At 63.1% G+C, this 26990-nt stretch carries 29 protein-coding genes; 13 read left to right on the top strand and 16 right to left on the bottom strand.

What is annotated here, in order from left to right; all coding sequences use genetic code 11:
* Positions 1–98: 98 nt before the first annotated feature.
* On the bottom strand, positions 99–1412 hold the full coding sequence (gene glcF / locus K288_RS0114220) for a glycolate oxidase subunit GlcF (protein WP_027580164.1): 1314 nt from the start codon (positions 1410–1412) through the stop codon (positions 99–101).
* On the bottom strand, positions 1409–2647 hold the full coding sequence (locus K288_RS0114215) for an FAD-binding protein (RefSeq protein ID WP_027580163.1): 1239 nt from the start codon (positions 2645–2647) through the stop codon (positions 1409–1411). The genes glcF and K288_RS0114215 overlap by 4 nt, the downstream gene beginning before the upstream one ends.
* A gap of 279 nt (positions 2648–2926) precedes the next feature.
* On the opposite strand from K288_RS0114215, the gene K288_RS0114210 reads away from it, so the two are divergent.
* Entirely contained in the window at positions 2927–3262 is a 336-nt protein-coding gene (locus K288_RS0114210) for an antibiotic biosynthesis monooxygenase family protein (protein ID WP_027580162.1), read from the top strand.
* A 194-nt stretch (positions 3263–3456) separates the two neighbouring features.
* On the opposite strand, the gene K288_RS0114205 is transcribed toward K288_RS0114210, so the two are convergent.
* Positions 3457–4950, bottom strand: coding sequence for an FAD-linked oxidase C-terminal domain-containing protein (locus tag K288_RS0114205; protein WP_027580161.1), 1494 nt, complete (start codon positions 4948–4950; stop codon positions 3457–3459).
* Between the two features lie 222 nt (positions 4951–5172).
* On the opposite strand from K288_RS0114205, the gene cycA reads away from it, so the two are divergent.
* Complete coding sequence (gene cycA, locus K288_RS0114200; RefSeq protein WP_027580160.1) at positions 5173–5571, top strand: cytochrome c-550 CycA; 399 nt, start codon at positions 5173–5175, stop codon at positions 5569–5571.
* Positions 5572–5657: 86 nt separating this feature from the next.
* Here cycA and K288_RS45480 read toward each other — a convergent pair whose 3' ends face one another.
* Entirely contained in the window at positions 5658–6746 is a 1089-nt protein-coding gene (locus K288_RS45480) for an alpha/beta hydrolase (RefSeq protein ID WP_084799590.1), read from the bottom strand.
* A 270-nt stretch (positions 6747–7016) separates the two neighbouring features.
* Between K288_RS45480 and K288_RS0114190 the strand changes: the two genes are divergently transcribed.
* Positions 7017–7196: a hypothetical protein gene (locus tag K288_RS0114190; RefSeq protein WP_027580159.1), complete on the top strand. Its 180-nt coding sequence runs from the start codon at positions 7017–7019 to the stop codon at positions 7194–7196.
* Between the two features lie 36 nt (positions 7197–7232).
* On the opposite strand, the gene K288_RS0114185 is transcribed toward K288_RS0114190, so the two are convergent.
* The 3 genes from K288_RS0114185 to ykgO all read right to left on the bottom strand — a co-directional run bounded on the left by K288_RS0114185 (position 7233) and on the right by ykgO (position 8464).
* Positions 7233–7481 (bottom strand): hypothetical protein, encoded by a 249-nt coding sequence (locus tag K288_RS0114185; protein ID WP_027580158.1) that lies wholly within the window; start codon positions 7479–7481, stop codon positions 7233–7235.
* A 99-nt stretch (positions 7482–7580) separates the two neighbouring features.
* On the bottom strand, positions 7581–8240 hold the full coding sequence (locus K288_RS0114180) for a tetratricopeptide repeat protein (RefSeq protein WP_051334533.1): 660 nt from the start codon (positions 8238–8240) through the stop codon (positions 7581–7583).
* Positions 8241–8338: 98 nt separating this feature from the next.
* Positions 8339–8464, bottom strand: a complete 126-nt coding sequence (gene ykgO / locus K288_RS0114175) for a type B 50S ribosomal protein L36 (RefSeq protein WP_002718645.1) — start codon at positions 8462–8464, stop codon at positions 8339–8341.
* Between the two features lie 256 nt (positions 8465–8720).
* Here ykgO and K288_RS0114170 point away from each other — a divergent pair, with 256 nt between their 5' ends.
* The 4 genes from K288_RS0114170 (at position 8721) to K288_RS0114155 (ending at position 11956) form a co-directional block, all read left to right on the top strand.
* Positions 8721–9605, top strand: coding sequence for an amidohydrolase family protein (locus K288_RS0114170; protein WP_027580156.1), 885 nt, complete (start codon positions 8721–8723; stop codon positions 9603–9605).
* A gap of 168 nt (positions 9606–9773) precedes the next feature.
* Positions 9774–10613, top strand: a complete 840-nt coding sequence (locus K288_RS0114165) for a dienelactone hydrolase family protein (protein WP_027580155.1) — start codon at positions 9774–9776, stop codon at positions 10611–10613.
* On the top strand, positions 10610–11356 hold the full coding sequence (locus tag K288_RS0114160) for a haloacid dehalogenase type II (protein ID WP_027580154.1): 747 nt from the start codon (positions 10610–10612) through the stop codon (positions 11354–11356). Before K288_RS0114165 ends, K288_RS0114160 begins: the two co-directional genes overlap by 4 nt.
* 105 nt (positions 11357–11461) lie before the next feature.
* Complete coding sequence (locus tag K288_RS0114155) at positions 11462–11956, top strand: YbaK/EbsC family protein (protein ID WP_027580153.1); 495 nt, start codon at positions 11462–11464, stop codon at positions 11954–11956.
* On the opposite strand, the gene K288_RS50540 is transcribed toward K288_RS0114155, so the two are convergent.
* From K288_RS50540 to K288_RS0114145, 3 genes are all read right to left on the bottom strand, one after another.
* Positions 11944–12297 carry a hypothetical protein gene (locus tag K288_RS50540; RefSeq protein WP_084799589.1) on the bottom strand — a complete coding sequence of 118 codons (354 nt, stop codon included), beginning with the start codon at positions 12295–12297 and terminating at the stop codon, positions 11944–11946. The genes K288_RS0114155 and K288_RS50540 overlap by 13 nt on opposite strands.
* 147 nt (positions 12298–12444) lie before the next feature.
* Positions 12445–13437 carry a tripartite tricarboxylate transporter substrate binding protein gene (locus tag K288_RS0114150; protein ID WP_027580152.1) on the bottom strand — a complete coding sequence of 331 codons (993 nt, stop codon included), beginning with the start codon at positions 13435–13437 and terminating at the stop codon, positions 12445–12447.
* Positions 13438–13528: 91 nt separating this feature from the next.
* Positions 13529–14437 carry a LysR family transcriptional regulator gene (locus K288_RS0114145; RefSeq protein ID WP_027580151.1) on the bottom strand — a complete coding sequence of 303 codons (909 nt, stop codon included), beginning with the start codon at positions 14435–14437 and terminating at the stop codon, positions 13529–13531.
* 116 nt (positions 14438–14553) lie between these two features.
* Between K288_RS0114145 and K288_RS0114140 the strand changes: the two genes are divergently transcribed.
* The 4 genes from K288_RS0114140 (at position 14554) to K288_RS0114125 (ending at position 18166) form a co-directional block, all read left to right on the top strand.
* A complete protein-coding gene (locus tag K288_RS0114140; RefSeq protein ID WP_027580150.1) occupies positions 14554–15306 on the top strand; it encodes an SDR family oxidoreductase in 753 nt (250 codons plus the stop codon).
* Positions 15307–15373: 67 nt separating this feature from the next.
* Entirely contained in the window at positions 15374–16072 is a 699-nt protein-coding gene (locus tag K288_RS0114135; RefSeq protein ID WP_027580149.1) for a pirin family protein, read from the top strand.
* Positions 16073–16239: 167 nt separating this feature from the next.
* Positions 16240–16839: an NAD(P)H:quinone oxidoreductase gene (gene wrbA, locus K288_RS0114130; RefSeq protein WP_027580148.1), complete on the top strand. Its 600-nt coding sequence runs from the start codon at positions 16240–16242 to the stop codon at positions 16837–16839.
* A gap of 379 nt (positions 16840–17218) precedes the next feature.
* Positions 17219–18166 (top strand): DUF5996 family protein, encoded by a 948-nt coding sequence (locus K288_RS0114125; RefSeq protein WP_027580147.1) that lies wholly within the window; start codon positions 17219–17221, stop codon positions 18164–18166.
* Positions 18167–18324: 158 nt separating this feature from the next.
* Here the strand turns inward: K288_RS0114125 and K288_RS0114120 are convergent, their stop codons facing one another.
* From K288_RS0114120 to K288_RS0114110, 3 genes are all read right to left on the bottom strand, one after another.
* On the bottom strand, positions 18325–18516 hold the full coding sequence (locus tag K288_RS0114120) for a hypothetical protein (protein ID WP_027580146.1): 192 nt from the start codon (positions 18514–18516) through the stop codon (positions 18325–18327).
* Between the two features lie 149 nt (positions 18517–18665).
* Positions 18666–19853 carry a GNAT family N-acetyltransferase gene (locus tag K288_RS0114115; protein ID WP_027580145.1) on the bottom strand — a complete coding sequence of 396 codons (1188 nt, stop codon included), beginning with the start codon at positions 19851–19853 and terminating at the stop codon, positions 18666–18668.
* A gap of 15 nt (positions 19854–19868) precedes the next feature.
* A complete protein-coding gene (locus tag K288_RS0114110) occupies positions 19869–20804 on the bottom strand; it encodes a cupin-like domain-containing protein (protein WP_027580144.1) in 936 nt (311 codons plus the stop codon).
* Positions 20805–20986: 182 nt separating this feature from the next.
* On the opposite strand from K288_RS0114110, the gene K288_RS0114105 reads away from it, so the two are divergent.
* A complete protein-coding gene (locus K288_RS0114105; RefSeq protein ID WP_152535514.1) occupies positions 20987–22105 on the top strand; it encodes a hypothetical protein in 1119 nt (372 codons plus the stop codon).
* Here the strand turns inward: K288_RS0114105 and K288_RS45475 are convergent.
* Positions 22075–23388 carry an O-antigen ligase gene (locus K288_RS45475; protein ID WP_051334532.1) on the bottom strand — a complete coding sequence of 438 codons (1314 nt, stop codon included), beginning with the start codon at positions 23386–23388 and terminating at the stop codon, positions 22075–22077. The two genes, K288_RS0114105 and K288_RS45475, sit on opposite strands and share 31 nt — an antisense overlap.
* Complete coding sequence (locus K288_RS0114095; RefSeq protein ID WP_051334531.1) at positions 23385–24395, bottom strand: glycosyltransferase; 1011 nt, start codon at positions 24393–24395, stop codon at positions 23385–23387. Before K288_RS0114095 ends, K288_RS45475 begins: the two co-directional genes overlap by 4 nt.
* A 382-nt stretch (positions 24396–24777) precedes the next feature.
* Between K288_RS0114095 and K288_RS0114090 the strand changes: the two genes are divergently transcribed.
* The gene (locus K288_RS0114090) at positions 24778–25911 is read left to right on the top strand and encodes a radical SAM protein (protein WP_027580141.1); all 1134 of its coding nucleotides are present in this window, start codon (positions 24778–24780) and stop codon (positions 25909–25911) included.
* Between the two features lie 71 nt (positions 25912–25982).
* Here the strand turns inward: K288_RS0114090 and K288_RS49555 are convergent, their stop codons facing one another.
* Entirely contained in the window at positions 25983–26957 is a 975-nt protein-coding gene (locus tag K288_RS49555; RefSeq protein WP_152535513.1) for a hypothetical protein, read from the bottom strand.
* Positions 26958–26990: the final 33 nt, after the last annotated feature.

Genomic DNA, 26990 nt, shown 5'->3' with positions numbered 1-26990 from the left:
CCTCCGCGCAAACGCGTGCGTCTGTCAGGGAGAAAACCGCTACCCACGTCGCCCCAACACGGCCCCCTGGGTTCGGTTCATGCTCGATAGGCAATCGATCAATTCACCCCTGGCCGAGGACCTCCTGTCGCCCAATCGAGAAGCTCAATCGTGTGCACCACAGGAACTGACGTACCGCCGGCAATCTGAACCATGCAGCCAATATTGCCCGCAGCGATCATGTCCGGCTTGATTGTCGCGAGGTTGGCGAGCTTACGATCGCGCAACCTCATCGCAATGTCGGGCTGGAGAATGTTGTAGGTCCCCGCCGAACCGCAACACAAATGGCTCTCCGGCACATCTTTCACCACGAATCCATTCTTGGAAAGCAATTCTTTCGGAAGGCCTGTGATTTTCTGCCCGTGCTGCAGCGAACAAGCAGAGTGATAGGCGATGGTGACCTCGTCTTCGAGGCGCGGCGGATCAAGCTCGATGCCAGCCAGATACTCTGTGATGTCCTTTGCCAGCGCGGAGACCTTCGCGGCGGGCGCAGCGAAGTCGCGGTCCTCGCGCAGCATGAAACCATAGTCCTTGATCACCGTACCGCAGCCTGACGTCGTCACCAGGATCGCGTCGAGCCCGCGTTGTTCCGCCTCCTTCTGCCATGCCGTGACGTTGGCGCGGGCGCGCGCGAGCGCATCTCCGTCCTGCCCGAGGTGATGGGTCAACGCGCCGCAGCATTGCTCGTCGCTGACCAGCACCACCTCGATGCCGTGGCGGGTCAGCACGTTGATGGCAGCCTTGTTGATACGCGGCGCCAGCACCTGCTGGGCGCAGCCCTGCAATAGCGCGACCCGTCCCCGCCGTGTCCCAACCGCCGGGAACACGCTTCCCGCCGGTGGGCCCGCCGGCGGCAGCTTGGATGGCGCCAGCGCCAGCATCGCCTTGATTCGCCGGAGCAGGCTTGGGGTGGGGTCAGCCTTGGGCGTCGGCAACAGCGCCGCGAACGGACGGGCCAAGCGGGCCAGCACCATGCTGGTGCGGAAGGCGCCGGGTCGCGGCAGGACGAAGCCGAGCACGGAGCGCAGCAGCCGCTCGGTGAACGGCCTTCGGTAATCCCGCTCGATCCTGACGCGGGCCTGGTCGACGAGGTGCATGTAATGCACGCCGGACGGACAGGTGGTCATGCAGGCGAGGCAAGAGAGGCAGCGGTCGATATGCTTGACCACCTCCGCCGTCGGCGGCTTGTCCTTCTCCAGCATCTCCTTGATCAGGTAGATGCGGCCGCGCGGGCTGTCGAGCTCATCGCCGAGCAGCACATAGGTCGGGCAGGTCGCGGTGCAGAAGCCGCAATGGACGCAGGCGCGCAGGATCTTGTCGGCCTCGGCGATGTCAGGATCGGCGAGTTGGGCGAGCGAGAATTCGGTCTTCATGATGCTGTCCCCCGCGTCAGCCTGCCGCGGTTGAGGATGTTCTTGGGGTCAAAGCTCTTGCGGACGCGCTCGCTGAGGTCGGCGAGCCCGCGCGGCTGCGGATGGAACACGTCGACGGTGCGCCGCACCTCCTGGGGCGCGCGGATCAGGGTGGCGTGGCCGCCGGCAGCTTCGACGCGGCCCCTGACCTGCGCGGCCTGCGCGTCCGCCTTGGGCGGCACCGCCGCCCAGATCAACCCGCCGCCCCAGTCGTAGATCACGTCACCGCCGGTCTCCTGCGCCAGGGCCTGCCCCAGCGCGCCGCCCGAGGCCGGCGGACAAACGATCCGCCACACCGGCCAGGCGCCCAGCGCGCCGCTTGCCGCGAACGGCGCGACGTCGCGCAGCGCGCTCCAGATCGAGAGGGAGGCGGCATCCTCGATGGTCTCGACCGCGCCATAGGAGGCGAGCGTCCTGGCGAGTTGGGCCGCACGGTGCTCGGCCGATGCCGCAATCCCCTCGAGCCGCAACAGCGTGACGGCCTGCTCCGGCGCCCCCAGAGCAACGAGCGCAGCGTCGGTCGACCGCAACGCCGAATTGGGCAGATGCGCCGCACCGGAGACATCGAAGGGCGAGCCGAGCGCCGCGGTCATCGCGCGGCACGCGGTGACATCGTCGAGGCCGCGCAGGACGAGCGTCCGCTCGGCTTCCGGCTTCGGCATCACCTTCAGAGTCACCTCCGTCATGACTGCGAGCGTGCCCCAGGAACCGCTCAGCAATTTGCAGAGGTCGTAGCCGGTGACGTTCTTGACCACCTTGCCGCCGGTCTTGAAGCTGTCTCCGAAGCCGGAGACGGCATGGGCGCCGAGCAGATGGTCGCGGACCCCGCCGGACTTGATCCGGCGCGGTCCGGCTAGCCCCGCACCGATCATGCCGCCGATGGTGCCGCTCCCCTTCGTGCCGAGCAGCACCGAGGTATCGACCGGCTCGAAGGCGAATTGCTGGTTCTTGGCATCGATCAGCGACTGTACATCGGCAAATGGCGCGCCCGCCTGCACGGTGATGATCAGCTCGTTCGGCTCATAGGAGACGACCGCGTTCAGCGCAGAGAGGTCGACCACCGCGTTGGTCGCCATCGGATGGCCGATTCCTCGCCTGGAACCATGGCCGATGATCTCGACGGGCTGCTCGGCGGCGATCGCCGCCCGCACCACCTGCTCGACGTCTTCAGCATCTCGTACCTTCCTGATGTCCACGCCTACCGCCCTGCCTTTCCACCGCAGCCGCTGCTGTTCTCCACCAATCCTTCTATAGGCATCGATGCCGGACACAAGGGCACCATGGCGGAAGACAGAGCTTTCGCCATCGCCTGCCCGGGACCCATTCGGGGCGCGATCACGGCGGCTTCATCTGCCAATACACTTCGATCAACATCGAAGCGATTTCGTCCATCATTCGTCCGATATCGAATTATCTCAGGCGAATGCGGATGTAGGAAGCGGCTTCCACGCAACGCCATCAAAGGAGCAGTGGCTATGGGTCAATATGCAATCGACAAGACCGTGACAGACGCCGTGGACGGCGGCGGCTTGCTGGTGGTCGCGCAATGGGAGGCGAAGGAAGGCCAGGCCGACCGGATCGCCGATATCCTGTCGCGCTTCCTGCCCGAGGCGCAGCGCGAGCCTGGTGCCAAGCTGTTCCTGATCTCGCGCGCCAAGGACAATCCGGCGCAGTTCCTGTTCTACGAACTGTTCCGCGACGAAGCCGCCTTCAAGGCGCATCAGGAGAGCGCGCATTTCAAGACCTACATTGCCGGCGAAGCGCTGCCGCTATTGGCAAAACGCGAACGCACGCAATACGCGCTGCTGTGATAGTCGATAGCCGCCTGTCGCGGTGCCTATTGCTGCGCCCTCTCCCCTTGTGGGAGAGGGCTACTCCGGCGCCGGCACCGTGCTCACTAGGGTGAGGGGTCTCTCTCCAGCAGCACCGTCACCGCGGAGAGAACCCCTCATCCGGCGCTTCGCGCCACCTTCTCCCACAAGGGGAGAAGGGAAGGAAGCGCGCGCTAGAATCGCGGAATATCCGGGAATGCCAGCTTGCCGCCATGCACGTGGACGCGGCCGAGTTCGGCGCAGCGGTGCAGGGTTGGAAACACCTTGCCGGGATTGAGCAGGCCCTGCGGATCGAAGGCGCATTTCAGGCGCTGCTGCTGGTTGAGATCGATCTCGGAAAACATCTCCGGCATCAGGTCGCGCTTCTCGATACCGACGCCATGCTCGCCGGTGAGGACGCCGCCGAGCTCGACGCAGCAGCGCAGGATGTCGGCGCCGAAGGCTTCCGCGCGCTCCATCTCGCCGGGCTTGTTGGCGTCATAGAGGATCAGCGGATGGAGATTGCCGTCGCCAGCGTGAAACACGTTGGCGACGCCGAGCTGGTATTTTTCCGACAACTCGCGGATGCGCGCCAGGGCCTTCGGCAGCGCGCCGCGCGGGATGGTGCCGTCCATGCAGAGATAATCGGGCGAGATGCGCCCGACCGCGGGAAACGCCGCCTTGCGGCCGGCCCAGAACAGGTTGCGTTCAGCTTCCGAATTGGAGATCTGGCAGGTGACCGAGCCACAGCCCTGCGCGATCGTCTCGACCCTCCGGATGAGTTCGTCGACCTCGATGCTCGGACCGTCGAGTTCGATGATCAGGAGCGCCTCGACGTCGAGCGGATAGCCGGCATGGACGAAGGCTTCGGCGGCGTGGATCGCCGGCTTGTCCATCATCTCCATGCCACCCGGGATGATGCCGGCGCCGATGATGCGCGCGACGCATTCGCCGGCGGCCTCGACCTCGGCGAAACCGACCATCAGCGCGCGGGCCGTCTCCGGCTTCTGCAGGATGCGCACGGTGATTTCGGTGATGACGCCGAGCAGTCCCTCCGAGCCGGTAATGATCCCCATGATATCGTAGCCGGCGTTCTCCGCCGACTTGCCGCCGATGCGCAGCACCTCGCCGTTCATCAGCACGATCTCGCAGCCGAGCACGTTGTTCGTGGTCATGCCGTATTTCAGGCAATGCACGCCGCCGGAGTTCTCCGCGACATTGCCGCCGATCGAGCAGGCGATCTGCGATGACGGATCAGGCGCATAGTAGAAGCCGGCATGCGCCACCGCCTGGCTGATGGCAAGGTTGGTGACGCCGGGCTCGGTCACGACGACGCGGTTGTCGAAATCGATCTCGCGGATGCGCTTGAACTTGCCGAGGCCCAACAGCACGCCGTCGGCGAGCGGCAGTGCGCCGCCGGACAGCGACGTGCCGGAGCCGCGCGGCACCACCTTGATGCCCTGCTCATGGCAGTATTTCAGGACCTTGGAGACCTGCTCGGTGGTATCGGGCAGCACCACGACCATCGGCGGCTGGCGATAGGCCGTCAGGCCATCTGATTCGTAGGCCAGCATTTCGGCCGCGCTGTCGATCACGCCTTCGCCCGGCACGATCGCTCGCAATGCGGCAACGATCTCGCTGCGGCGGCTGAGTACCGCCTGATCGGCGGCCGGCATCATGATGGCCATGGGCGCACCTCCAACCTCTGCGCTTTATCGATTTGTCCGGGAAAATCAAGCATTTCCGGACGAGACGGACGACCGCGAAACTCCGGTTGCTCCCGCAAGTTAAGTTCTCTCTCGGGCAAGCCTGCCGCCGCGAACACTGTCAAAGTTTCGTCACTTGTCCAATCGAAGCAGGCCTGCCACAAGCACCTGCCCACCTACCAGGGAAGAAACAAAGAGCACCACATGAAAACACCGATCTTGAGCGCGCTGGCCGTCGTCACCTCAGTGTTCGTTGCGTCGGGCGCGCAGGCGCAGGATGTTGCTGCCGGCAAGACCTCGTTCAACAAGTGCCTCGCCTGCCATGCGATCGGCGAAGGCGCCAAGAACAAGGTCGGCCCCGAGCTCAACGGCATCGACGGCCGCCACTCCGGTACCGCGCCTGACTACAACTATTCGGACGCCAACAAGAATTCCGGCATCACCTGGAACAAGGAACAGTTCCTCGAATACATCAAAGACCCTAAAGCCAAGATCCCCGGCACCAAGATGGCATTCGCCGGCATCAAGAACGAGACGGAAGCCAACAACCTCTGGGCCTACCTCTCGCAGTTCGACAAGGACGGGAAAATCAAGCAACAGTAACGGTCTCTTGCGTCGTGACGGCTCCCGGCGAGGCGTCACGACGCAGATGGCCGTGTTAAAAGTAAATCCCGATCCTGCGACGACCTTCATAGATCCCGACGCGTCTCTGCATTTCTCACCTCTTCGTCGGATTCGTCGGAAACAAAGTCGCCGCGCTCGGCTTGAGCAAGGCCTTCCGCGATAGCAGCGCGGGTGTCGTCATCGAGAGAAACGACGGGTGTTGACTCTCTGGCGCTGCCATACGGCTTCCCAATCATCGCCTCGATCTCCGCGATCACCAATTCCGGTGCTGCGTTCTGGATCATGTGGCCGGTGCCCGGCAGCACGATCAGCTTGGCATGCCGCACAGCCGCGGCGAGCGGGCGGGAGTGGATGTCGGTCGACACCGTCTTGTCGGCGTCGCCGGTGATGATGGTGAGCGGCGCTTTGATCATACCGTAGCGCGGCGCCTGCTCGGCGACCGCCGCCTTCAACGTCACCAGGTCGCGCGCATTGGCAATGAATTCGCGTGGCCGCAGCAAGAGCGGCGTCGCCGTATCGTTCACGAAGCCGTCCGGCATGGTCTGCGGCAGGAATACACCGCGTGCACCCGGCGCGGCGAGCAGCGTACCAAGCGGCAGGGTGATCGTGTAGGCGAACAGCGGACCGATCACGGGGGTGGCGATCAGCTCGTTATACTTGCCGACGCCGCCCCGCCAGGGATAGGCCACCGGCGCGAGCAGCACGAGTCCGGCCATGCGGTCGGGGTCATCGAGCGCCAATCTCAGGCCCAGCGCGCCGCTCCAGGAATGCGCCACCACGATCGCCCGCCCGATGCCGAGCTTCGTCAGCGCCTCCGAGATCATCCGCCCCTGGGTCGCGGGCGTGGAGTCGCTAGCCCTTGCGCGTGTGCTCCAGCCATGGCCGGGACGATCGATCAGGATCACGCGGTGATCTCGCGCGAGGCGCTCGCCGAGCGGGCGGCGCATCACCTCGAGATTGGAGCTTGCGCCATGCAACATCACGATCGGCGGCGAGGCCGCCTCGCGCGGGCCGATATCGACGACATGCAGCGTGTCGCCTGTCACCTCGACCATCACACCCTGCGCGGGAAAGGCCCGCTGCACCAGCGCGACGCCTACCTGCGTGGCTGCGGCCAGCACCGCCAGCGCCGCCACCGCGATCACAATCGTCATCGAGAGAGCCTGGTTGATCTGTTGCAGGGGAAATTACGATGCCCGCCGATGCCGAATGCCGTATCGTTAGGCCCAGCCGGTTTTCCACAACGCGTGCATCCTGTGGATAGCGGGTTCATAACAGCGTCATTGCCTATTCCGTACATTCTCGCCGGCTTTCTGCCAAAACGCGCGGCTTGATCGAGATGGAACACGGCGAGCCTGTCCACACAATCCACAGGAACAGGACGCCGCAGCAAACAGTTCACAAAGAAATTCGGAGGAGTATCAATGAGTTCCGATCCGTGCGAGGCGGCTATCAATCAGATCGTCGCAAGGTGCAATGGCGACCTGCATGGCGCCTTGAGGGCGCTGCTGTTGGTCAATGAGCAACTCGAGGCCGAACTGCAGCAGCTTTATGCGGCAGCGGCACGCGACCAGTTCACCCGCAGCGGCAGGCTGCTGCACTGAGTTCCGCGGCTCAACCCGGCGCCGTCACTTGGGTCCCTACTTGGGATTGTCGGCGGGCGGTTGATCCTTTGGACATTGGCTGATCGTGGAGCGCGCGAGCTTGGCGTCATTGACCGTGCTGTAGGGACCGTCGGCGAACCAGATGTTCCCGTCGATGATCGGGTTGCTGGTGACGATGTCGCAGGTGTTGGTGGCGCTATTGCCCACCACCCAATAGAGCCCTTCGGCAACACCGACGGCTGTCGTCGCGACGATCACCGTGCCGGCCAACAGCAAGGATTTCATGGCTTCGCTCCAGGCTGGTTCGAGCGGGAACCAAGCCCGGTAGCGGCAATTGTTCCGCGCCGCAATCAGCTGCCGGAAGTCGTGGTTAATCGGCTGAAACTAGATATCGCGGCCTTCGACCTTTTCGCTGAGCTGCTTCACCAATTCCGGCACCTTCTCCAGGTGCGGATTGATGGCGAGCGCCTTGCGGAAGGCGTCGAGCGCGCGCTTGTCGTCGCCGAGGTCCTGCATGATCATGCCGAGGCCGGCCAGCGCGCCGAAATGGCGGGGTTCGCGGATCAGGACCTGCTCAAGGTCCTCCAGCGAGTGCGCATAGTCATTTTTCAGGTAATAGATGGTCGCTCGCCGGTTCCAGCCCTCGATATAGTCCGGGCGGAGCTTCACGACGGCGTCGAGCAGCTTCAGCGCGACATCCATGTTCTGGGCTTCCAGCGCCGCCTTGGCACGCACCATGAGAAGCATCGCGGTATCGCTGGGCGTCTGCAGCCACTGCGCCCAGATCCGCGCTTCGACGTGCTTCGCGCTGGCCTCGTCGGGTGCCGCCTTCAGCGCGCCGAACAGGAAATCCAGTCCGCGGGTGCGGTCGGCGCCAACCGTCGGCAATTTGCTGGGCGCTTCGGGAAGCTTCTTCTGCTCCTTGGGCGGAGGGATGACGCGGGGATCACCCTGGGCAAACGCCGCCACGGGCGCCGCAATCACGATCGCGGCGATCAGGAGCACCAATTGACGGGTTATGAGCCTCAGGAATCTCAATTCCATTGGCACAGCTTAAACGCACAACGCCGCGCTGCAAAGCAGCGCGACGTCAAAGACGTGTGAAACAAGGGGTCAGGGCGAGTCGGCGCGGGGACCCGCGATCAGCCCTGGCGGGCCTTGAAGCGGCGCTGCACCTTGTTGATGACATAGACCCGGCCCTTGCGGCGGACCAGACGGTTGTTGCGATGGCGGCCGCGCAGCGATTTCAGCGAGTTACGGACCTTCATGGGACAATCCTGATGCGTTGAAAGGCCGTGCTCAAGCCCGAACCTCAAACCTGCCCAAATGTGGCAAAATGGGATTTATCCCGAAAAACGGCCCTGCCGCCCGGGACGGCCGCTTTCTAAGCGATCGGGGACGTAAATGTCAATCCGATCAGGCGCACCGCCCGCAGGTTTCTGGCTGACTTGCGAAAATCGTTATATAATATAATCAATTTCAAACCGAGGAAGCAAGCCGCCGGGAACCCAAGGACGCCCAAGAATGCCCAAGCTCAAGCTACCCGCCATCGACAATGTCGTCGCGATCGACATCCACACCCATGCCGAGGAACCCTGCGGCATGCATGGCGACGACGGCTATGACGACTTCCAGGCGCAGATGGCGGAGTACTTCAAATCGCCGCACAAGCATCCGCCGACAGTACCGGAGACCGCGGCCTATTACCGGTCCAAGAACATCGCGGCCGTGATCTTCCCGGTGGATGCCGAACGCGAGACCGGTTTCCGCCGCTACAACAATTACGAGATGCTGGAAGTCGCGTCGGAAAATCTCGATGTGCTGATTCCCTTCGTCAGCATCGATCCGCATAAGGGCAAGCTCGGCGTGCGCGAGGCACGGAAGCTGATCGAAGACTACGGCGTCCGCGGCTTCAAATTTCATCCGACCATGCAAGGGTTCTATCCGAACGACCGCCTCGCCTATCCGCTCTATGAAGCGATCAACGACGGCGGTGCGATCGCGCTGTTTCACACCGGACAGACCGGCGTCGGAAGCGGCATGCCGGGCGGCATGGGGATGCGGCTGAAATACTCCAACCCGATGTATATGGACGATGTCGCCGCCGACTTTCCCGACCTGAAGATCATCCTCGCGCACCCGTCCTTCCCCTGGCAGGAAGAGGCGCTCTCGGTCGCGACGCACAAGCCGAACGTCTATATCGATCTCTCCGGCTGGTCGCCGAAATATTTTCCGCCGATCCTCGTGCGCTACATCAACTCGATCCTGCAGGACAAGATGCTGTTCGGCTCGGACTGGCCGGTGATCACGCCGGACCGCTGGCTTGCGGATTTCGCAAAGCTCGACATCCGCGAGGAGATCCGCCCCAAAGTGCTGAAGGCCAACGCACGGAGGATTTTGGGTATATAAAGTGATCCTCAGAGCATGATCCGGAAAAGTGGGAACCGGTTTTCCCTCGCGACAAACGCGAAGCGCTTGCGCGGAGATCATACTACAAAGAGAGGGGATCATGATCCGATTCCGTCCAATTGGATCATGATCTAGATCGCCGGCAGGCGATCGAACGGGAGGTGGTCGATGCCAAGCCTCGCCAGGATCGCTGCCATTATCGCTGCACTCCTGACCGGGAGCGCGACCATGTGCCCCGCGGCCGATGCGCCGGAGGGCCGTCTCGTCGAGATCGAAAATCCGCTCGCGAGCTCACAGCCCCTGCAAGGTTATCTGCGGCAGCCGCGCGATGCCGGCGCCTTGCCGGCGGTGGTGCTGCTTCATGGCTGCAATGGCGGCTGGCGCCAGCTCGACGAGCGCTGGGGCAAGCTGCTCGTATCCTGGGGCTATGTCACGCTCGCGGTGGACCGCTTTGGTCCGCGCGGCCTCACTAGTACCTGCGCCGGCGGCCCGCCACCCGCAACCGTCTTCGACGCCTATCGCGCGCTGGATTTCCTCGTTCAGCAGTCGTTCGTCGATCGCGATCGCGTCGCCGTTATCGGCTTCTCACAGGGCGGATTGCTGGCGCTCAACTCAGTTGAGCGCGGCACGATCGAGCGGGCGTCGAACGACAAATTCCGGGCGGCGATTGCATTCTATCCGCCCTGCCTGGGTATCAAGGATAGCATGACGGTGCCGACGCTGATCCTGATCGGCGAGCTCGACGACTGGACGCTGGCCACGGAGTGCCGCAACCTGGTCGAAGGCCGCGATGATTACGGCATTTCGCGCCAGAAGGGCCTCGGCGTTCCGATCGAATTCATCGTCTATCCCGGCGCCTATCACGCCTTTGATGTTCCGAGCCTTGCAACGCCGGTAAAGTTTCTCGGGCATCGTCTCGAATTCAACCAGGCAGCCAGAGATCAATCGGTCGACGCGGTCCACAAATTCCTGTATGCGACGATCGGCGGGCAAGAGAAGCTACAATGACCATCAAAGCCGTCGTCTTCGATGCCTATGGCACCCTCTATGATGTCCAATCGGTCGCTGAAGTGACCGAGGATGCATTTCCCGGCTATGGCGAGATCATCACGCAGATCTGGCGCATCAAGCAGCTCGAATATAGCTGGCTGCGCGCGCTGATGCGGCAATACCAGGACTTCGCGGTCGTCACGCGCGACTCGCTTGCCTACACGCTGCGGAGCCTCGGCCTGCAACATGACGCCGGGACTTTCGACAGGATCATCGACAAGTACCTTGATCTCGATCTCTATCCGGACGCGCTTGCCTCGCTCGAGGCGATGACGGACAAAAAACTCGCGATCCTTTCCAACGGCAGCCCGGACATGCTGAAGGCGCTGGTGCGCAACAGCGGACTCGACCGCGTGCTCGACGCAACCATCAGCGTCCACGCCAAGAAGACCTTCAAGCCGAGCCCAGAGGCCTACGCGCTGATCGAAGATGTGCTTCGCGTGCCGCCCGCGGAGGTCCTGTTCATCTCCTCGAATCCGTGGGACGCGTGCGGCGCCAAAGCGTTCGGCTTGAATGTTGCCTGGATCGAACGGGTGATGCCGCAGGCCATGGCGCTCGCCTGCGTCGAGAGCGAGACCTTGCCGCCGCTCACGATGTTCAAGGCGCTGCGCACCCAGATGGACGAGCTCGGCGTTGAGCCGGACCATCGCATCCATGCACTATCCGAACTGCCCGCGCTGCTTTCCTCACGTGGAGCCTGACAACGCTTCTTCGAATCGTTATCACGCTCCACTTTCCTTTTTTGAGCATGATCTTGTCGGAAAACCGGCCTCCCCTTTTCCGGATCATGCTATGGGTCCTAAGATATGAGTCTGGAATCCGTTCGCGCCTTCTTCGCCGAGAGGGCGCCCGACATTGCCGTGATCGAATCGACCAAGAGCTCCGCAACGGTAGCGCTCGCGGCGGAAGCCTATGGTGTTGAGCCGGGGCGCATCGCCAAGACACTGTCACTGCGGGTTGGCGAGCGCGTGGTGCTGATCGTTACCAGCGGCACTTCGCGAATGGACAACAAGAAAGTGAAGGCGCTGTTCGGCGTCAAGCCGAAGATGCTGGGCCTGCACGAGGTCGCCGACATCACCGGGCACGAGGTCGGCGGCGTCTGCCCCTTCGGCCTGAGGACACCACTGCCGGTCTATTGCGATGTGTCGCTGAAGGCCTTTGACACCGTCGTGCCGGCCGCAGGCTCAACCCACAGCGCGGTCAGGATCGCGCCAGCGCGGATGGCGGAATTGACGTCGGCCGAATGGGTCGACGTCTGCGAGCATCGGCCGCAGGAGGACGTGTCGGCCTATTCGTCGTAACGTTTCGACGGCGCCGACTGATGCTGCTGCACCGGCGGTGGCGCGCCCCGTGCGCGCGGAGCAGATTGCGGCGTCACACGTGAAGGCGGCTGCTGGGCGCTTGCACTGGATTCGAATACCGCACGACAATCATGAGAAAGTTGCGGCGTGTTCTGCCGCAAACATGCCGTGATCCGGTTGGCGTCAGGGATTTGATCGCTGCACAGCCGCCAGACGTCGGGTGTGCAGGCCATCTGCTGTTCCCAGGTTCCGCGATACTCTTCAGAGAATGCCGGGTTTTGCACGACCAGTCCGGTGCCGATCAGGATCGCACAACCCAGGACAATGCGCGGCGTTCGCATGCAAGATCCTCTTCCAATATCTCGTCGATAAAAGTCTCATTCGATTTGCGTCTCGGCGCGCCGGTTCCACGCACACGCCAGCTTTCAACTATGACAAATGAATGAGACTTCGGAAGGTTCGGGACCCGCAACAAAACGTGAAATCGGCTACTCCACTTTGCCGATTTTCTTGACCGCCGCGATCAGCCGCGCGCTGTCGTCGGCGACGAATTTGGAAAACTCCGGCGCATCGAGATAGGCGACCGGACTGCCCGCGGTCTCGAACGTCTTGACGACCTCCGGCGCTTTTACGGCTTCCGCCATCGCCTCGCGCAGTCGCGTCATGATCGGCGCGGACAATGCGCGCTGCGCGAACAGACCGGCCCAGATGTAGAACTCGACATCCTTGTAGCCGAGTTCCTTGAACGTCGGCAGGTCGGGAAAACTGGCGACGCGTTCGGCGCCCCAATTGGCGAGCACCCGCATCTTGCCGTCGGCGACCTGCTGCTTCAGCGTGCCCGGGGCAGATGCCACCGCCTGCACCGTGCCGCTCAATAGCGCGGTCAGCGCCGGACCTGCGCCGCGGAACGGCACGTGCAGCAATTTGATGCCGGCACTTGCGGCAAACATTTCCATCGCGACGTGAAGCGTGCCGTAGGGACCGGACGAGCCGTAGGGAATCTGGCCCGGGCGCTGTTTGGCGTCGTCGACAAAATCCTGCAGCGTCTTCCATGGAGCGGAGGCCGGCACCGCGAGCAGCGTCGGATCGGCAAGCACGCGCGCGACCGGCGCGAATTGCGAGACCTCATAGGCGACAGGGCGGTCGAACAATCGATCGGCTTCGGGCAGCACGGCAAGCGAGGACAGCGTCATCAAGAGCGTGTAGCCGTCCGGCTCGGCACGCGCGGCCTGTGCATTGCCGACGGAGCCGCCGGCCCCACCGGCGCGGTTGTCGACGATCACAGGCTTGCCGAGGATCCGCTCCATTGCCAGCGCCACCGGCCGCGCCGCAAGATCGGCCTGCCCACCGGCCGGAAACGGCACGATCATGGTGATGTTGCGGTTGGGATAGACAGCGCCTTGCGCGAAGGCAGCATGCGAAAGCGCAGTGTTCACCAGCGGCAACATAGCGCCAGCCCTCAACAGCTCCCGGCGATTCATCGGCATTTTCTCCCCAGTGGTTTTTGTTTGGTTTGATTTGTGGGAACAGCGTAGCCGATGGAGGGCGTGATGTGCAAAGGTGGTCGCCGCCTCACCGCTTCCTGCCCTTGGTAAAATGCTTCGCCAGGAAATCCGCGAGCACTTCGACGCGCGCGGGGCGTGGGCCGCCGGGGGGCGTCACCAGGTGCACGGCGCCTTCGGGCTGCTTCCAGCCCTTGAGGATCACCTCGACCTCGCCGCGCGCGATGGCCTCTCCAATGATGAAGTCGGGGAGATCGGCGATGCCGAGGCCGGCGAGAACGGCCGGAAGCAGCGCTTCGCCGTTGTTGACGCGCAACTGCCCGGCGGGACGAACGTTCGCCTGTTCGCCGGCCGCGTTGGTGTAGTGCCAGACGCCCGCGGTCGAGAGATAGGCGTAGCCGAAGCATTTGTGCTCGGCGAGATGCATCGGATGCGTCGGCCGGCCGTAACGCTTCAGGTAGGACGGCGCCGCCACCGTGTAACGCGGCATCGCGCAGAGCCGCCGCGCGATCAAGGATGAATCGGGCAGGCGCGCGACACGCAAGCCCGCGTCGAAACCTTCGCCGATCAGATCGACGGTGGCATCGCTCAAATGCAGGTCGATCGACACTTCCGGATATTTCTCCAGAAATTCCGGCAACAGCGGCGCGACCGATTTCACTCCGAAGGTCATGGGCACCGCGAGCCGCACCAGGCCGCGCGGGGTGACCGACTGCGCCAACGCCTCGTTCTCGGCCGCCTCGCCGTCGGCAAGCAGCCGCGCAGCGCGCTCGGACAGTTTTTGCCCGGCATCAGTCAGCGCCAGCCGCCGCGAGGTGCGGTTGAACAGCCGCGCCCCTAACCGGTCCTCGAGCCGGCTGACCGCCTTGGAGACGGTCGCTTTCGACAGCGCAAGCTCGGCTGCGGCTCCCGCAAATGATCGTAATTCCACGACTTTTGCGAAAATCGCGAGCGCTTCGAAATCCGGGAGCTTTGACATTCTGGCGGTCGCCCTCTGCCACAATTGGAAACAATGAGTTTCGATAGTTTCTATTTCTATACCATCAGCGACGGCATATCCATAGCTCATCGAATTAGAGCGAATGGAGAAATCCGATGACCAAGAAGCTCTCAGGAAAGGTTGCACTCGTGACCGGCGGCTCACGCGGCATCGGCGCAGCCAGCGCCAAGGCGCTCGCGGATGAAGGCGCCAATGTTGCCATCAGCTACGTCGCCTCGCCGGACAAGGCGGAAGCCGTTGTTGCCGAGCTGAAGGCGAAGGGCGTTGAGGCCCGCGCATTCAAGGCCGACCAGGCCTCGCCCGCGGACGTCGAAAAGCTTGTGAGCGACGTGGCAAAATCGTTCGGCCGGCTCGACATCCTCGTCAACAATGCCGGCGTCGCCGTCGGCGGCGCGGTCGACGATCCCAACGCAGACACTGCCGCGCTCGAACGACAGGACGCGATCAACGTCCACGGTGTGGTCACAGTGATCCGCACTGCGTCGAAATTGATGGGCGAAGGCGGCTGCATCGTCACGATCGGCTCATATCTCGCGACCCGCGCCTCGTTCCCAGGCCTTGCCGACTACACCGCCAGCAAGGCTGCGATCATCGGCTACAGCAAGGGTGCGGCGCGCGACCTCGGCCCTCGCGGCATCACCGTGAACGTATTGCAGCCGGGCGCGATCGACACCGAGATGAACCCCGATGACAACAGGGACTTCGCCGAGTTGCAGCGCAAGCAGCATGCCCTGCAGCGCTTCGGCAAGCCGGAAGAGATCGCCGCCGGCGTCGTCTTCCTCGCAAGCCCGGAAGCGTCCTTCGTCACAGGCACGGTGCTCGACGTCGACGGCGGCGTTAACGCCTGATCCGAAATTTCTGGAGATGCCGGGCAAAATGCCCGGCCCTCCGCCAGCAATCGAAAAGGAAAATCCCATGATCGAACTCAGACCCTATGCGAAGCTCGGCGGCGCCAACCATGGCTGGCTGAAGGCAAAACATCACTTCTCCTTCGGTAGCCACTACGATCCCGGCAATATGGGCCACGGTGCGCTGCGTGTGTGGAACGATGACGAGATCGCCCCGAACACCGGCTTTCCGCCGCATCCCCATGCCAACATGGAGATCATCACCTATGTCCGCGAAGGTGCGATCACGCACCAGGACTCGCTCGGCAACAAGGGCCGGACCGAGGCCGGCGACGTGCAGGTGATGAGCGCGGGAAGCGGTATCCGCCACGCCGAGTACAATCTGGAGCCGTCGAAGACGAAGATCTTCCAGATCTGGATCGAGCCCTTGACGCAAGGCGGCGAGCCGACCTGGGGCTCCAAGCCTTTCCCGAAGGCCGATCGCTCCGGCAAGCTCGTCACGATCGCGAGCGGCTTCGAGGACGATGCCGACGCGCTGCCGATCCGCGCCAGGGCGCGGGTGCTTGCCACCACGCTGAAGGCCGGCGAGAGCGCGGAATATGCCCCGGAGCAAAAGCGGCACCTCTATCTCGTGCCCGCGGCCGGTAGCATTGAAGTGAACGGCGTGCGCGTCGAAGCCCGCGACGGCGCCGCAATTCGCGACGAAGCCAAGCTGACGATCACTGCACTAGAGGATTCCGAGCTGGTGCTGGTTGACGCCGCGTAAACTCCACCGGTCATGCCCGGATGCCTGTCCCCGACCTGATCGGGGATGATCAGGACATCCATCCCCTTCGAAAGGTTTCTCGATTGTGACGGATTGCCGGGTCAGGCCCGGCAATGACGCTCTAACTCCCCCCAACTTCAACAACACCCAACCAAAGGAGAGCCATCATGGCCAAAGTTCTCGTCCTCTATTATTCCGCCTATGGTCACATCGAGGCCATGGCCAATGCGGTCGCCGAAGGCGCGCGCGAAGCCGGCGCCACCGTCGATATCAAGCGTGTGCCCGAGCTGGTGCCGGCCGAAGTCGCAAAGGCGTCATACTACAAGCTCGACCAGGCGGCGCCGGTCGCGAAGATCGATGACCTCCCCAACTATGATGCGATCATCATCGGCACCGGCACCCGCTTCGGCCGCATGTCCTCGCAGATGGCGAACTTCCTCGATCAGGCCGGCGGTCTCTGGGCGAAGGGCGCGTTGCACGGCAAGGTCGGCGGCGCCTTCACCTCGAGCGCGACCCAGCATGGCGGCCAGGAAACGACGCTGTTCTCGATTATCACCAACCTCCTGCATTTCGGTCTCACCGTGGTCGGCCTCAATTACGGCTTCGCCGGTCAGATGAAGCTCGACGAGATCACCGGCGGTTCGCCCTACGGCGCCACCACGATCACCGGCGGCGACGGCAGCCGGCAACCGAGCGCGAACGAGCTTGCGGGCGCTCGTTATCAAGGACGTGTGATCGCGGAGACCGCGAAGAAACTGCATGGCTGATGCGAGTTGGAGGGCATTCTCGTTTGTGAACGTGGCCCTATGTAGGGCGTGCGGTCGGAGCCTTCATTTCGGCCGCACCTTCATGTTCAAAACCGCATGACTGCAGCCGCCAGGTCCTCGCCCCCCGGACCTGGCGGCACATGCGCGTCAGGGACTACGATATGGTTGAAATGCTTTTCATGGCGCAGCTGGTGCGAAGACCGCTGCAGGCGATGGCGCGACGCTGGTGGTGCAAGAGCCTTTTCCGCGCCACGCGCGGGCAACGCCGCTGTCCGGAATGCACGAAGTCGTGATGTCGCTTTGTCGCGCTCCATCCTTGGAGCTGCCCTGACGAACTCGTGATAAAATAATTGCGTTCACGATCACCATGGGGCCTGGCATGAATAACACCAAGCAAATTCAATGGCCGGAACTGCCGACCGCAGCATGGCGTGACACCTCAGCCACGCTGCAGCTCTGGACCCAGATCGTCGGCAAGATCCGGCTGGCCAAGACGCCGTGGCTGAACCATTCGTGGCACATCGCGCTTTATGTCACGGCGCGCGGATTGACCACGTCGCCAATCCCCGACGGGATTAGAACGTTTCAAATCGATTTCGATTTCGTCGACCACGCCTTGCGCATTTCGACCAGCGACGGCGCTGAGCGGCATTTTGCTCTGGCCGGGCTCTCGGTGGCGAACTTCTACGCGACGGTGCTCGCCGCGCTGAAACAGCTCGACATCGACGTTGTGATCGACGAAATGCCAAACGAAGTGCCGGACGCGATCCGCTTCACGGAAGACGACCAGCACCGTTCCTACGATGCGGACGCGGTGAAGCGCTTCTTCCCGATCCTCTTGACCTGCGACCGGCTGTTCAAACAATTCCGTACCGGCTTTCTCGGCAAAGCCAGCCCCGTCCATTTTTTCTGGGGCAGCTTTGATCTCGCGGTGACACGTTTCTCCGGCAGGCCGGCACCACGCCATCCCGGTGGCGTGCCGAACCTGCCGGATGCGGTGGCGCAGGAAGCCTATTCACACGAGGTGAGCAGCGCGGGATTCTGGCCGGGCGGCGGCGCCATCGATTATCCGGCGTTCTATTCCTATGCCTACCCGGAACCTGCGGGCTTCCGCACTGCCAAGGTGCGCCCCGACGCGGCCTTCTTCAGCGAGGCGCTCGGCGAATTCATCCTGCCCTATGATGCCGCGCGCACTTCCACCGATCCCGATCGGGCGGTGCTGGAGTTCCTACAAAGCACCTATGAGGCTGCCGCGAATGCCGCAAAATGGGATCGCGCTGCGCTGGAATGCCCGATTGGCCGGCCCGGCGTGGTGCGGCAATTCTGAGCCGCGCCGACCCTGGATCATGATTTCATATCTTGAGCGTATTTGCTTCGGCAATCACGCTCGAGGGCCTGTTCTGATGAATCAGAACCGAGGCTCTCGATTCTTGCTTTGACGCGTTTTCTTCACGCGAACCGGCGTCCACTTCGCTCGAAAACGCTCTAGTTCAACAGTTCCGGCTTGGTCACCGTCTGCCTGATCTGCGCGCCGCAATCGGAGCATTCATAGGTGAAGTCGATCTTCGCCAGACTCCAATGTGGCGCAACATCCGCGACGAACATCGGAAGACCTGCGCAACTCGGGCAGATGATGAAGTCCGGCTCCACGGTGTGGTGATGGATATAGGCTGGCATGTCGGCTTCTCCTTGCGGAAACATTCCCCGGTGGCCCAACCCGAAAGCCAGCATACGGCACTGCAGCGACCACAATTGTGGACTTTTGCGAACATAGAACGAACACCCACACAATCCGCGTGAGTGTGACAAATCTGCATTAAAGCAGGTTAGGTTTCTTCGCGTGATGACGGTTTACCGAGTGCGCGTTTCAGATACGTCGTCAGCTTCGGATAGTTGCGCAATTCCTGCGCGGCCCGATCGCGGAGCGCATGGGGCAATCCGCGCCAGCTCAAGGCGGCGCTGATGTCGAGCAGCGGCAGGCGCTTGACGCCAAAGCGGCGCTTGTAGGCGTAGTTGCCGATCGAGAAATCGAACTCGCGAACGCCCTGCTTGTGCAGCGCTGCCATGGTGCGCTCGATGATCAGCCGTCCCGGCGAGCAGTTGCTCCATTTGTCGCCGGCGTTGCTGATGCGGATCATCACGTAGCGCGAGCCGTTGCGGACACCGAGCAGCGTCGCCACCACCTCCTCGCCCGCCGTTAGCGCCGACACGATGGCGTAGCCATTGCCGATGCCGTTGCGGACCAGACTGCGATAGAACGCAGCGCAATTCTGGTCATTGAGGATGAACTTCACTCCAAGGCTCTGCATTCGCGAGCTCTGCTGCGCCTCGGTCGTCGCGAGAACCCGCAACGCCTCATCAGCGTCTTGCGCGATACCGAATGCGGCGGCGGGGTCGCGGGTGAACACGCGCCAGCTCCGCTCCAATTCCTTGCGCGTGGTTCGCTCCAGCGTGTAGCGCCAGGCATCGAAATCCTCGCCCGTGGTGACGAGGTTGCCGTTGACTGGACAAACCGCCACGCCATCCAGCAGCGCCAGCGGATTGGGCCGGCCGTCGAGATCGGGTGCGATTTTGCGCAAGCGGATGAGATCGGCGCCGCCGGGCAGCCGGCGCAACGCGGCGCGCAGGTCGCGCCAGAACGCGCGCGCTGCCGCCGCATCGCGCGGCGCGGCGGGCCCAAGCAACGGCGCGTTGTAATCGGTGAGATCAAGGTCGGCGAACTCGATCACTTGAATGCTGCCCTGCCGACGACGGATCAACGGCAACAGCGCCGCCGGCTCGCCGGTCACAGCATTGCTGACGAAGGCGATCACCGGCGAGACGCCATCGGTTTCGGCGAAAGCGGCGTACCAGGCTTCATACCATTGCGGATTCTGGAACGCAGTCGGAGGCGCGAATGCTCCCCATCGCGCTGCCGCCTGCCTCCACTCCGCAAAAATCTCGACGCGGTAGCCGGCCGCGTGCGCTTCTGCCCGCGCCGAGAACTTGCTCGCCGATGTCGCAAGTACTGTCATCGCCGCACGCCGCGCCTACGCCGCCTTCGGCAAGTCGACAATCTTGCCGAGATCGGTCTCGTCGAGACGGAAGTCGATCGCACGGCGCACCGCGCGCTCGCGTTTCACCCATTTGCTGTCGCGCAGGAGCTTCTGCATCACCTGCTTGGCAAGGAAGGACGGACCGCGCAGGCTGCGGCTCTTCGGCGCGTAGCCGAAGCGATGACGCAGCATGCCGTTGGCGAGATGCAGGATCTGCGCGCGCCGGATCTCGTCGTTGACGTAGGAAACCGTCATCGAAATGTTGACGACGCCGAGATTCTCGACCCGATGCGGCGCGTTCAGCGGCCAGTTCAACATCTGGCCAGGCTCGAGATCGATCACCTGGGCGTGCTGGTCGTACCAGGGCGCATAGGGGATATCGACCTCGACGTCGAACAGCGCGATGTCTTCTAGGTGCTCCGGCCGGATAAACGGCGGCGTGTTCGGATAGATATAGACGCGCTTGCGGCCGGCGATCTGGATCAATCCCTGCCCCGGCAGGTCGGAGTGGTAGTAGACCTGCGCATCCGGCGAGGAGACGAGGATGCCGGCCTGATGCGTCGGCGCATCAAAGCCGGGGACCTTGGCACCGATCTCCGCAAACATCCGGTCAACCATCTCGCGGAAGCGGCGATCGACTGAGGTGACGTTGCGCAGGTTGAGCCACAGACCGCCGCGCGAGATCGCCTCGATGACCTGGCGACCGCTGAGCTTGCCGATCTCGCCTTCGCGCCAGATCCGGCTGGCGCCCTTCGCGCCTGTCTTGACCAGGCTGTAATGCTCGCGCGGATAACTCTCGATCAGCTTCGCGAGCTCGTTCATCGAGAACGCGGGCTGCTTGTGCATCGCATGCGCGAGCCGGATCGGCTGATGGCCCCAGAGCTCCGAATGGGTGTCGTCCCATTTGGTGAAGATCTTGCCTGTCGTCATGTCGCGCTCCTGGTCGCCTTGCGTCGTTTCAATCGTCCGATGTCCCATTGCGGGACGACCGGGCAGCCTTCACACCAGAATTGGCAAGATCGGTGCCGGCATTGTTTTGGGCGCTTACCGGAAGCTAAGGTCTGCGCGCTATGGCTAACCGAGATCACTCCGGAAGCCCTGCCGCTGCAGCGATGACCTCTACACCGCGATATCGGGCGCTGTTCCTCGGCGCGGGAGCCGAGATGCACTGCGGCGTCGGGCAGTTCACGCGTCTGCTCAGTGAAGCGATCGAAAAGCTCGATCCCGGCAGTAGCCAAACGTTAACCCTGACGCGTGGCCAAGGATCGCTCCGCGACATCTGGCGCGCGATCGGCTCGGCGCAGAGCGTGGTCTGCAACTTTCCGATCGTGGCCTGGAAACGCGTGATCCTGCGGCCGCTCATCACGCTCGCGATCGCAAGGCTCAGGCGGCGCAGGATCATCCTGGTCGAACATGAATGGTCCGGGCTGAACTGGATGCGGCGAATTACCTACATCCCCGCGGTGTGGCTTGCCGACAGCATCGTCATGTTCTCGCCGCTGGTGCGGAAGGAGCTCGCCGATGACGCCGTGGTCAGCTCCGCCGTCAAGAAATCCGTGCTGGCGCCGCTGCCGCCCAATGTCGAGGCGCCCTCGAAGATCGAGGACTCCGAATTGCGGCAACGGCTATCAGCGGCGCGCGCCGGCGGACGATTGGTGATCGGCCATTTCGGCTCGATCTATCCGGGCAAGCAGCCGAATGCGCTGCTCGAGATCGGCGCGATCCTGAAGGCGCGCGGATTGCGGCCGCTGCTGGTCTATATCGGCTCCTTCATCCGCGGCGTCGACAAGGTGGAGGAGAATTTCCGCGCCCACGCCGCCGAGCTTGGTCTCGGCGAAGACGTGATCGTCTCTGGCTTTGTTGCTTCGGATGCCGAAGTGTTCGGCCTCTTCGGTGAGGTCGATGCATTCTGCTATCCGCTGGACGAAGGCATCACGGCCCGCCGTTCGAGCATCCTCACCTGCGCGCAATCGGGCCGGCCGCTGGTCGTGACCGGCCCTGCCCTGCCGGACGAATTCGATCACCATCCGCGCTTCAGGCAGTTGATCGATCGCGGCGCCATCGTGCTGGTCCCCCGCGGATCGGCGGGCGAGATCTATGCGGATGCGATCCTGTCCGCGGCCAAACAACCGCCGCCGCAGGCGCCCTTCGACTTTGCCGGCTGGTGGCGCGACGTGGCGGCCGCGGTTGCGGCCGTCATCTACGACCGTAACCGGAAACGCGCGAGATAGTGCAGGCCGAATACGGCGATCAGAAACGTCCCCCAGATCGGGTCGGCGCGATCGAGAAAGAAGCTCTCCATCGACGACAGATAGAGCCCGAACAGCCATATCCGCAGGAACATCATCGACAGCGGGCCGTCATTGCCGCCCGCGTCGGCGGCCTGGAAATCGCGCAGCGGCTTGACGACAACAGCGGCGATCAGAAGCACAAGCCCCGGCAGGCCGGTGCCGAGCGCGGTGTCGAGATAACCGTTATGGCTGTGCGAGGCGTAGCCCGCCCATTCCTTGCCTTCCCTGAGATTCGTAATTGCGTTGCTGCCCCAGAAGGCTTCGAAGCCGTAGCCGGTCAGGAGCCGCTGATGCAGGGAATCGACTGCGAAGACCCAGATGTCGGAACGGCCTGTAAAGCTCGTATCCAGTGGCAAGAGTTTTGCGATTGACGCCAGCGTGTCGCTCAACACCGTGCCGACGCTGAACAGATTGAGCACGATGAGCGGCAGCAGCAACATCAAGGCGCGTCCCCAGATGGAACGGACTATGGGCATCAGCGAGGTCAGCAGCAGCACGGCCAGGCAGAGCGCGATCGAGCTCTTGCCCGCGGAGTGGACCAGGAACAGCGCCGAGAGCCCGATGACGATGACGCCCGAGATCCATCCACCGCCGCGAATGAAGTAGACGCCAAGGAACATCATGATCGCCATCATCGCGGCGGCGACGTTCTTGTGCCCGAACGCGCCGCGCCAATTGCCGGCAAGCGCCGGCTCCTGGGGGTCGGTCGCCAGATGGATCGACAGGTTCGGGGCCAGCAATATCCCGAGATAGCAGGTCACGAGCAAAACCAGCGCAGCGATGCTGAACCAGCGCATCAACTCGCCCTTCGACTTCGGCAACAGCGTCATCGTCGCCGTCACCACCAGGACGAACACCGAGAGCGCAAAGCGGCGGCTCGAGGTGGCCGGGTCGAACGACAGCACGACGGTCAGGCAAAGCCAGGCCCCGAACAACACATAGGCCGGGGTCAATAGCGACGCCAGCGCCGGCATGTTGTCGCGCATGGTCAAAACGAGCATCAGCACCATGAGCACGCCGAACAACGCGTAGAGCACCGCGTCCTTGCCAGATGTCACCTCACCGACGCGCATGTCGCTGAGATCGTCGAACGGATGCAGCGAAATCCACATCAGCAGCAGGATGCCGATGAAGACAGCCGCGCGGACGAAATCCATCACCGGCCGTCGCCACACGTCGGTGACGACGGCCCGGGCTTCGGACGTGATCAGGAACTCGGTCACGAAACGATCTGCGAGGCGGCGTAGGGTCGCGGCTCGATGCCAAGCACCGCAAGTGCGCTGCCGACCGCGACGGTCATCGGATGCATCGCGATGATGGGCCGGCGCTCTTTCAGGACGATGCGCGTGGCGCGGAACAGGGAGAACGGCACCAGGCCGAACATCTTGGCCACGACAGCAGCGCGCGACCAGATCGACTGCGCCGCCTTGCGCTCGATGTGATAATTGATCGCCCCGATGCGCAGGCCGCGCCGCACGATCCAGCCGAGCCTGGTGCGGCTGCGCGGCACCGTCTCCATGATGATCGCGTCCGTCACCCAGTGGAAGCGGAAGCCGGCGCGGCGGGAGCGTGCGAAGAAATCGTGGTCGCCTCCCCCCAGGAAATTGAAACGCAAATCGAACGCGGGACTGCCGAGACGCGCGAACACCGGTCGCCGGATCAGACAGTTGCCGCAGCCATAGATCACCGGCACGGGCCCGCTGCTATGATAGGCCGGCGCAAATGCCGGATGACGATTCAGGCCGCGCTTCCGCTCGTCGTCGAAATTCGGCCAGACCGGCCCGCCGATCACGTCCGCCCCGGTCGTCTCGGCCGCCTCGATCATGCGCTCGAGCCAATCGGGCGAGGCGACCTCGTCGTCGTCGATCATCAGGAAGTTCACGGCTTGCGGGAACGTCGCGAGCGCGGTCTCGAACGCTGCATTGATGGCGTGACAATTGCCCTGCCGCGGCTCGACGAGGCAAAGGCCATTCAGCTTTCCCGACGCCAGGAATTCCGCGGCTACCGGCGCACTTTCGCAATTGGCCGCGTCGTTCTCGACCACCACGACCGCAAAGCGGCGCGTGGCGCGCTGAGCGGCGATCGATTCGAGCGTCAACCGCAGATGCTGCGGCCGGCGGAAGCTCGGGATGCAGACCACGGTCTCGACGGAGCAGTCGAGCCCGGGTGAGGCCGCGACCCAGGCGCGGTCTGTTGCAAGAAACTCGGTCGCAATCGACATCTTGTTCATGGCTTCAATCCCAATCCGCGACACGCCGTCCCAGAACGGGTCACGCCACCATCATGGGACGCAACCGTCCCGAAATCGTTGATGAGCGGAGCCGCACGAAAGCGATTCACACGGTATGGCCAGGTCATGGCAAAATCCGATCCAGCCACGCACGGCGCTGTGACGATCTCTTGCGAGGGTTAATCGGGCGGCATTTCGCGCGCTTTGCACTCCACTACCATTGGATGAGTATTGACGAGCGCGCATCGGCAGCAATTCGTTAAGGTTAAACCCGTCGGCAGCGCCAACGCGAAAAGCCTTCATCCCCACTGGCATTCGATTTGCTGTCCCCGGCACGACAAGAAAATCGACCGAGACCATAACAAACATCTGAGGTTTCACCTTGAAAGCGCTAGACCTCGTTTCGCTGGGCACAAAGCATGTCCGCAACGCGCTGTCGGAAGAGCTCTATCTGCGCACCGGCCGCGATGTCACCCGGCCGGCCGCGATCTTCGCGGAGGTCGTCGAGCGCTGCAACTACAAGTGCCGCTATTGCGATTATTGGCGCCGTCCGAACTATCGCGACGAAATGTCGATCGAGGAATGGCAGCGGGCGCTCTCAAGCCTGAAGGAATTCATCGGCGCCTATCATGTCGAATTCGCCGGCGGCGAACCCTATATCAAGAAAGGCTTCCTCGATCTCGTCCGGTTCTGCCGTGACAACGACATCCATTGGGGCGTGACCACCAATGGCGGCGCCTACCTGAACAAGAAGATCGTCGCGCAGACAGTCGAGGCGCATCCGTTCAACATCAATATCTCGATCGATTCGCGGGATCCGAAGATCCACAATTACTCGCGCGGCATCGAGAACTCGCTGAACGACATCGTGCAGGGCATCCGGAACGTCTCCGAGAAGCGCCGCGCCGAAGGGTTGGATTTTCCGATCATCATCAAGCCGGTCGTGCACCGACTGAACTTCCGTCAATTGCCGCAGATGGTCGACTGGATCCAGCAAATCGGCGCTACCGCGCTGAGCTTCCAGCCGGTCGAGATGGGCACGCAGGAGGTCGAGGACGAATTGTGGATCGGCGAAAGCGAGATGGACGATCTGATCGCGGTTCGCGACGAGTTGCTGCGTCTCAAGCGCCAGGGCGCGCCGATCCTCAACGGCGAGGCCGTGCTGAACGCCTGGCCCAATCATTTCCGCCGCGAGAAGGCGCCGCCGGAGGTCATGCCCTGCCGGGTCGGCATGCGCAACTATTTCATCCGCTCCGACGGCCGCCTCGAGGTCTGCTGGTTCTTCAAGCCGATCGGCAACGTCCGCACGCAGACCGCGCGCGAGATCTGGTACAGCGAGGAAGCGCGCATGCGCCGCAAGGAAACCGTGGCCTGCGACAAGCTCTGCCTCTTCACCTGCCTTGCGCAGCGCACGCTGCAGGACAAGCTCAAGATGGGCCTGACCCTGCTGACGGGAACAAAGGCGCAGGCGAACCAGGCCGACAGCAACCGGAGCCCGGATGAAGCGGCAGCGTAACCCGGGGCCGCTCGCAAACTCTGGTGCAGGTGTCCCGGGTTGCGCTTCGCTTCACCCGGGCTACGAGGCCGCTAGCGCCCGAACAGCTTTCGGAACAGCTTCTCCGATTCCGGGAAGCGGCCGGTGTCGATCTGCGTCGGCCATAGGCCGTCGACGTTGAAGTAGGCCGCATAGGCAATGCTGTCGCGGTTCTCGACGAACCAGTCGTACATCTTCTGAATGAAATAGGGATTGTCGCCGGCATGGCCGACGCCCCACTCCGGAAAGCTCATGCGCTTGCCGCGCCGCGCGGCGAAATCGCGATGCCATTCGAGCCCGAAGGGCGCCTTGAGATAAAGCGTTTGCCAGCGCTCCTCCACCGGGCCTTCCGATTTGAAGTCGTAGACGTCGAGCCCGATATAGTCGACGACATCATCGCCCGGATAAGCGAGATCAGCCGGCATCTCCTGCGCCCCCCAGCCGGGACACCAGTCCAACTTGAACTCGCTGGAGGCGCGGCGGAAGATCTCCGTCACGCGCCGGAACGCCCTGACGTAGTCGGCTTCCTGGCCTTTGGCGAACCAGCCCATCTGCGAAAGATTCATCTCCCAGCCGAGCCGGATGATCGCGTGCGGTTGCGCATCGGATATCGCTCCTGCCGCCGCCTCGAACTCGGAATCGTGCAAGCCATCGGCCACATCGACCAGCGGAGTCCCCGTGATCGTCAGCGGCATCGACCAGACCACGTTTCGCTTCGGATTGAGCCGCCTCCAGATGCCGGGCACCCAATCCATCTTGCGAAAATCTTCCCAGGTTGATTGGCCGTAGAAATCGACACCGAGCACGGATGACGGCTTCTGCTTCAGCCATTTCTCCCAGGCCTGCAGCACATGCTCGCGGCCGTCCGCCTCCCAGTTCACGAAAGCGCCGGCGAACCGCGACGAATCGACGCCGAAGCGGGAGCCTGCGTCTCGCGCCGTGGTGGCGCCGCCGAGAACTGCGCCGGCCGAGGCCGTCAGCATCCCGCCGACGAACCGCCGCCGACTCAATCGTTCAATTCGAGCCATCTGCTGTCCTCGCGAGTTTGCAAAAGAATAGCG

This window comes from Bradyrhizobium sp. Ai1a-2, assembly GCF_000426245.1.
Classification (GTDB): Bacteria; Pseudomonadota; Alphaproteobacteria; order Rhizobiales; family Xanthobacteraceae; genus Bradyrhizobium.
This window is presented reverse-complemented; position numbering and strand designations above follow the sequence as displayed.

What these genes read in the sequence shown, in the direction of transcription:
- K288_RS0114165 (WP_027580155.1), top strand. Translation starts at nt 9,774, where the DNA reads ATGCCAAGCCTCGCCAGGATCGCTGCCATTATCGCTGCACTCCTGACC.
- K288_RS0114125 (WP_027580147.1), top strand. Translation starts at nt 17,219, where the DNA reads ATGAATAACACCAAGCAAATTCAATGGCCGGAACTGCCGACCGCAGCA.
- K288_RS0114110 (WP_027580144.1), bottom strand. Translation starts at nt 20,804, where the DNA reads ATGACGACAGGCAAGATCTTCACCAAATGGGACGACACCCATTCGGAG.
- K288_RS45480 (WP_084799590.1), bottom strand. Translation starts at nt 6,746, where the DNA reads ATGACGATTGTGATCGCGGTGGCGGCGCTGGCGGTGCTGGCCGCAGCC.
- K288_RS0114120 (WP_027580146.1), bottom strand. Translation starts at nt 18,516, where the DNA reads ATGCCAGCCTATATCCATCACCACACCGTGGAGCCGGACTTCATCATC.
- K288_RS0114095 (WP_051334531.1), bottom strand. Translation starts at nt 24,395, where the DNA reads ATGAACAAGATGTCGATTGCGACCGAGTTTCTTGCAACAGACCGCGCC.
- K288_RS50540 (WP_084799589.1), bottom strand. Translation starts at nt 12,297, where the DNA reads ATGCGAACGCCGCGCATTGTCCTGGGTTGTGCGATCCTGATCGGCACC.
- K288_RS49555 (WP_152535513.1), bottom strand. Translation starts at nt 26,957, where the DNA reads ATGGCTCGAATTGAACGATTGAGTCGGCGGCGGTTCGTCGGCGGGATG.
- cycA (WP_027580160.1), top strand. Translation starts at nt 5,173, where the DNA reads ATGAAAACACCGATCTTGAGCGCGCTGGCCGTCGTCACCTCAGTGTTC.
- K288_RS0114145 (WP_027580151.1), bottom strand. Translation starts at nt 14,437, where the DNA reads ATGTCAAAGCTCCCGGATTTCGAAGCGCTCGCGATTTTCGCAAAAGTC.
- K288_RS0114190 (WP_027580159.1), top strand. Translation starts at nt 7,017, where the DNA reads ATGAGTTCCGATCCGTGCGAGGCGGCTATCAATCAGATCGTCGCAAGG.
- K288_RS0114180 (WP_051334533.1), bottom strand. Translation starts at nt 8,240, where the DNA reads ATGGAATTGAGATTCCTGAGGCTCATAACCCGTCAATTGGTGCTCCTG.
- K288_RS0114205 (WP_027580161.1), bottom strand. Translation starts at nt 4,950, where the DNA reads ATGGCCATCATGATGCCGGCCGCCGATCAGGCGGTACTCAGCCGCCGC.
- K288_RS0114160 (WP_027580154.1), top strand. Translation starts at nt 10,610, where the DNA reads ATGACCATCAAAGCCGTCGTCTTCGATGCCTATGGCACCCTCTATGAT.
- K288_RS0114170 (WP_027580156.1), top strand. Translation starts at nt 8,721, where the DNA reads ATGCCCAAGCTCAAGCTACCCGCCATCGACAATGTCGTCGCGATCGAC.
- K288_RS0114210 (WP_027580162.1), top strand. Translation starts at nt 2,927, where the DNA reads ATGGGTCAATATGCAATCGACAAGACCGTGACAGACGCCGTGGACGGC.
- K288_RS0114185 (WP_027580158.1), bottom strand. Translation starts at nt 7,481, where the DNA reads ATGAAATCCTTGCTGTTGGCCGGCACGGTGATCGTCGCGACGACAGCC.
- K288_RS0114155 (WP_027580153.1), top strand. Translation starts at nt 11,462, where the DNA reads ATGAGTCTGGAATCCGTTCGCGCCTTCTTCGCCGAGAGGGCGCCCGAC.
- glcF (WP_027580164.1), bottom strand. Translation starts at nt 1,412, where the DNA reads ATGAAGACCGAATTCTCGCTCGCCCAACTCGCCGATCCTGACATCGCC.
- wrbA (WP_027580148.1), top strand. Translation starts at nt 16,240, where the DNA reads ATGGCCAAAGTTCTCGTCCTCTATTATTCCGCCTATGGTCACATCGAG.
- K288_RS0114150 (WP_027580152.1), bottom strand. Translation starts at nt 13,437, where the DNA reads ATGAATCGCCGGGAGCTGTTGAGGGCTGGCGCTATGTTGCCGCTGGTG.
- K288_RS0114135 (WP_027580149.1), top strand. Translation starts at nt 15,374, where the DNA reads ATGATCGAACTCAGACCCTATGCGAAGCTCGGCGGCGCCAACCATGGC.
- K288_RS0114105 (WP_152535514.1), top strand. Translation starts at nt 20,987, where the DNA reads ATGACCTCTACACCGCGATATCGGGCGCTGTTCCTCGGCGCGGGAGCC.
- K288_RS0114140 (WP_027580150.1), top strand. Translation starts at nt 14,554, where the DNA reads ATGACCAAGAAGCTCTCAGGAAAGGTTGCACTCGTGACCGGCGGCTCA.
- K288_RS0114115 (WP_027580145.1), bottom strand. Translation starts at nt 19,853, where the DNA reads ATGACAGTACTTGCGACATCGGCGAGCAAGTTCTCGGCGCGGGCAGAA.
- ykgO (WP_002718645.1), bottom strand. Translation starts at nt 8,464, where the DNA reads ATGAAGGTCCGTAACTCGCTGAAATCGCTGCGCGGCCGCCATCGCAAC.